The 4,680-nt window shown below is 26.7% G+C and carries 3 protein-coding genes, 3 tRNA genes and 1 other annotated feature; of the genes, 4 read left to right on the top strand and 2 right to left on the bottom strand.

What is annotated here, in order from left to right:
• Positions 1–338: 338 nt before the first annotated feature.
• Both thrS and GBZ86_RS12845 read right to left on the bottom strand, forming a co-directional pair.
• Entirely contained in the window at positions 339–2,267 is a 1,929-nt protein-coding gene (gene thrS, locus GBZ86_RS12840) for a threonine--tRNA ligase (RefSeq protein ID WP_152891260.1), read from the bottom strand.
• A 73-nt stretch (positions 2,268–2,340) separates the two neighbouring features.
• Positions 2,341–2,547: a binding site (T-box leader), on the bottom strand.
• Positions 2,548–2,720: 173 nt separating this feature from the next.
• Positions 2,721–3,128 carry an HNH endonuclease gene (locus GBZ86_RS12845; protein WP_152891262.1) on the bottom strand — a complete coding sequence of 136 codons (408 nt, stop codon included), beginning with the start codon at positions 3,126–3,128 and terminating at the stop codon, positions 2,721–2,723.
• Positions 3,129–3,390: 262 nt separating this feature from the next.
• On the opposite strand from GBZ86_RS12845, the gene GBZ86_RS12850 reads away from it, so the two are divergent.
• The 4 genes from GBZ86_RS12850 to GBZ86_RS12865 all read left to right on the top strand — a co-directional run bounded on the left by GBZ86_RS12850 (position 3,391) and on the right by GBZ86_RS12865 (position 4,399).
• The gene (locus GBZ86_RS12850; RefSeq protein WP_152891264.1) at positions 3,391–4,065 is read left to right on the top strand and encodes a hypothetical protein; all 675 of its coding nucleotides are present in this window, start codon (positions 3,391–3,393) and stop codon (positions 4,063–4,065) included.
• A 54-nt stretch (positions 4,066–4,119) separates the two neighbouring features.
• A tRNA-Arg gene (locus tag GBZ86_RS12855) sits at positions 4,120–4,196 on the top strand.
• A gap of 3 nt (positions 4,197–4,199) precedes the next feature.
• A tRNA-Gln gene (locus tag GBZ86_RS12860) sits at positions 4,200–4,274 on the top strand.
• 51 nt (positions 4,275–4,325) lie between these two features.
• Positions 4,326–4,399 (top strand) — tRNA-Gly (locus GBZ86_RS12865).
• Positions 4,400–4,680 lie beyond the last annotated feature (281 nt).

Here is a 4,680-nt window from a genome sequence, read left to right on the forward strand (position 1 = left end):
TTTGCAGATACTTTTTCAAATGCTCTAATAAGAGAAATCTACCATCAGTTGAATTATTAATTCAACAAAATATTTTACCGGTAAGAAAAGGCAGGCAAGACCGTCGAAAGCTTCGCGCCCAATCTCCCGTAAGTTTCATTTATAGAGTAGCATAAAAATTAAAGAAATTCAAAAAGCAGATTATCAGTATGCTTATTAGTCATACCTAAAAACAAATTTTAAAATAATATTTCTAGGTAACAAAAAGCTTTCCCAGAAAAATTTTATTTTCTAGGAAAGCTTGATATAAAAAAATATCTTATCTTAATGACATTGGTAAAAAACTAAGTCTTTTTATATTATTTTTCTTTATTGGCAATCTCATTTACAACTCTATCTACAAATACATTAAGAGCTATAGCACCTTCTTCACCATTTTTTCTGCTTCTAACAGCAACTTCGTTATTTGCTGCTTCTTTTTCACCAACTATTACAATATAAGGACTTCTTTCTAATCTAGCTTCTCTAATTTTATATCCTATTTTTTCAGCTCTGTAATCAACTTCAACTTTAACACCTTTATCTCTTAATGTTTTAACTACTTTTTCAGCATAATCATTATATTTATCAGAGATAGGTAATACTTTAACTTGAGTTGGTGCTAACCAAGTTGGAAGAGCTCCAGCATATTTTTCTATAAGCATAGCTAAAGTTCTTTCATAACATCCTAATGAACTTCTGTGAATAATATAAGGAGTTTTCTTATTACCATCTTTATCAATATAAGTCATTTGGAATCTTTCAGCTAAAGCAAAATCTATTTGAATAGTTATTATTGTATCTTCTTTTCCATGAACATTTTTAAATTGTATATCAAGTTTTGGTCCATAGAAAGCAGCTTCACCATCAGCTTCAACAAAATCTATTTCTAAATGATTTAATATTTCTCTCATTATATTTTGTGTTTTTTCCCAAGCTTCTGGATTATCTATATATTTTTCAGTATTATTTGGATCCCATTTTGAGAATCTATAGCTTATATCATCAGCTATTCCTAAAGTTTCCATAACATATTTAACTAAATCAACAGCATTTTTAAATTCTTCTTCTAATTGATCAGGAGTACATACTATGTGACCATCTGAAAGAGTAAATTGTCTTACCCTTATAAGTCCATGCATTTCTCCAGAAGATTCTTTTCTGAATAAAGTAGCTGTTTCTCCAAATCTTACTGGTAAATCTCTATAACTGTGTTGAGTTGAATTATATATAGAAAATTGGAATGGGCAAGTCATTGGTCTTAATGCCATCACATCAGGATCATTTTCATCACCTAATACAAACATACCATCTCTATAATGATCCCAGTGTCCAGAGATTCTATAAAGGTCATTTTTAGCCATTAAAGGAGTTTTAGTTAAAAGATAACCTCTTCTTTCTTCTTCATCTTCTATCCATCTTTGAAGAGTTTGAACTATTTTAGCTCCTTTAGGCATTAATAAAGGAAGTCCTTGACCAATAATTTCATCAGTTCCAAATATTCCCAGTTCTCTTCCGAGTTTATTATGATCTCTTTTTTTAGCTTCTTCTAAAGCTTCAATATGAGAATCTAAATCAGCTTTTTTAGTAAATGCTGTTCCATAAATTCTTGAAAGCATTTTATTTTTTTCATCACCTTTCCAGTAAGCCCCAGCACTTCTTAAAAGTTTAATTGCTTTTAATGGCTTAAGAGACATTAGATGTGGGCCAGCACATAAATCTACAAAATCTCCAATTTGATAAAATGAAATAACTTCATCTTCATCTAAATCATTTATAAGTTCAACTTTATAAGGTTCATTTTTAACAAGATCTAAAGCTTTTTCTCTTGATAGTTCAAATCTTTTTATTTCTGGATTTTCTTTTATTATTTTTTTCATTTCTGATTCAATTTTCTCTAAATCTTCAGAAGAAAATGATTTTTCATTGTCAAAATCATAGTAAAAACCATTATTTATAGATGGCCCTATAGCTAATTTAGCATTAGGAAATAATCTTTTAACAGCAGTAGCTAATATATGAGAAGCTGTGTGTCTAAAAGCATCTTTACCTTCCTGAGAATCAAAAGTACAAATTGCTAGTTCACAATCTTCTTTTACTTGAAATCTTAAATCTTCAACTTGGTTGTTTACAATTCCGCAACAAGCATTTCTAGCTAAACCTTCACTTATATTTTTAGCAATTTCTAATATTGAAAGTCCAGATTCAAATTCTTTAACTGAACCGTCTTTTAAAGTAACTTTTATCATAATTATGACCCCTTTCACTATATAACTGGTATTTTTTAGAAATAAAAAAACTCTCATCTCTTTTCATTGTAAGAAAAGGGACGAGAGTATATATTCCCGTGGTTCCACCCATTTTGCATAAAATATGCCACTTTTAAATAAATCTTAACGTGATTTTACCGTACTTTATTAAAGCAACTCAGAGGTGGTTTTCAGCTAATTTCATTTAAAAATACTCACAGCAAATGTATTTTCTCTCTGCAAATGTACCAAAGCTTACTCTTCTCTTCATAGATTTTAATTATTTAGGTTTTATAATGATTTAATTATAAATTTATTGCGTTTTAATGTCAATGAGATAATACTTAAAATTTAATATTAATAAAACAATATATTTTTTAATAATATTGAAATTTTTTGTCTAATAATATATAAACCAAGTTCAGTGTAAAGAACTAACATTCATTCAATATTTTAAAAATTATTAACAATATCTTTTTCAAGAATAAAATCTTCAATTAATTCTTCAGAATAAATTTTTCTTCCCATAATTTGAAAAATAATATCGTCAGATAAATATCCTTCTTTATAAATTTTTAAATTTTTAGAGATTCTTTTAAGTGAATTTTTATTTAAACAAAGTATACTACTTAAAGAATTCATATCATAGTAAGTTTTTGGTAAAAGAGATTTTAAAGAGTTTTGAAGTTTTAATTTATAGATTAAATCTATAATAGGATCTTCATGAGGACCATATTTACCTCTATGGTGATAATTACATAAATATTTATAATTTAGCTTAAAATCTAACCCACCTTCATGCTTGTGAACTATATGGTGAATATCTCCAAGCTTACCACAAATTTCACATAAATAATTCATAAAATCCCCCTTTTATTTAATGAAATATATATGTTTATAAAATATCATAAAAAAACATATTAATCAATAAATGCAAGATTATTAAAGAAAAAGCCTTCAGAAAACGTTTAATTATAATGTTTGAACTTTGATTTATAGAATTTACAATATTATAATATAAATAACATTAAGTTGAAATACATTAAAAAAATAGAAATAATTATAAAAAATTAATGTGGATAAGTTATTAAAAACTATATAAATAGTAAAAGGGGAGAGAATTTTGAAGACTAAATATAATTCATTAAATTACTGGGAAAATTTAATCATTAGTAATAAAACAAAAAAAAATAAACTTTTTTTAGAAGAAGCTATAACAATGGATACAAAATTCTTGCATTATGTTATTTTTAATAAAAAAACTGGTATTGAAAGTGATTGGATAGCAGTTCCTGATATGAAGGCTTTATTAGGATTTATAGAATATATTTTTTTACCTGAAGCGTATTATAAATGGGTTGAAGGTAAGGAAAAAGCTATTATAAATATTCCTACTAGATCTATAGATGATATATTTAAATTATCAGTTAGAAGCAATAAAATCACTAAAACAGAAGAAAAATGTATGAAAGAAGAAATAAATAAAATTAAAAGATTATGGAATTTGCCTGATGAAAAAATTTATAAAGAATTAAGAATTTTTTGTGGAAGATTTAATAATGATTGGTTGGGAGATTCAACACAATTTTTATATTTAAAAATTTTTAAAAATGCAAATGAATTAGCAGATTTTGTATTTAATACTAATATAAAAACTAATTTTGAACAAGAATTTGAAGAGAAGATTGGAATGAATAAAGAAAGTTGGTTTAAACTTTGTGAGCAAGCTTCTATCAATAAAAATGATGGAGAAAAATTGAAATTTATTTTAAGTAAGCATTTAAGTGAAGTAATTTAAAAAAATGTTGACAAATAATATTATGCAAAGTATAATATTATTTGTTGACACAATGTATCTTTAGCTCAGCTGGATAGAGCAACGCCCTTCTAAGGCGTGGGCCTGGGGTTCGAATCCCTAAAGGTACACCATACTGGGATATCGCCAAGCGGTAAGGCAACGGACTTTGACTCCGTCATTCACAGGTTCAAATCCTGTTATCCCAGCCATTTTTAAAATGTTGACAGTGTCAAAAAAAAATGATATAATAAAATTGTTAAGCGGGTGTAGCTCAATGGTAGAGCCCTAGCCTTCCAAGCTAGTTACGTGGGTTCGATTCCCATCACCCGCTCCATTTTTTTAATATTATATGGAATAAAATGTATATTATGTTTTAAAAAGGAATTGAATTTATTTACAAAAAGTTTAATTGCTAGTTATTGATTTGAAAATTATACATAAATTATAGATTAATAAAAATAAGGAGAAGATACTTTAGTATCTTCTCCTCAGTTTGTAGACAAATAGCATTTTTGCATAAAGCAAAAATGCTATTTTTAGTTTTATAAGCAAAATTTCTAAATTTTTCAAATATATTTTTAATATTATGATATAATCCGAGATATCCCCCGGTCT

Origin of the sequence: Clostridium tarantellae, from assembly GCF_009295725.1 — a bacterium.
Classification (GTDB): Bacteria; Bacillota; Clostridia; order Clostridiales; family Clostridiaceae; genus Sarcina; species Sarcina tarantellae.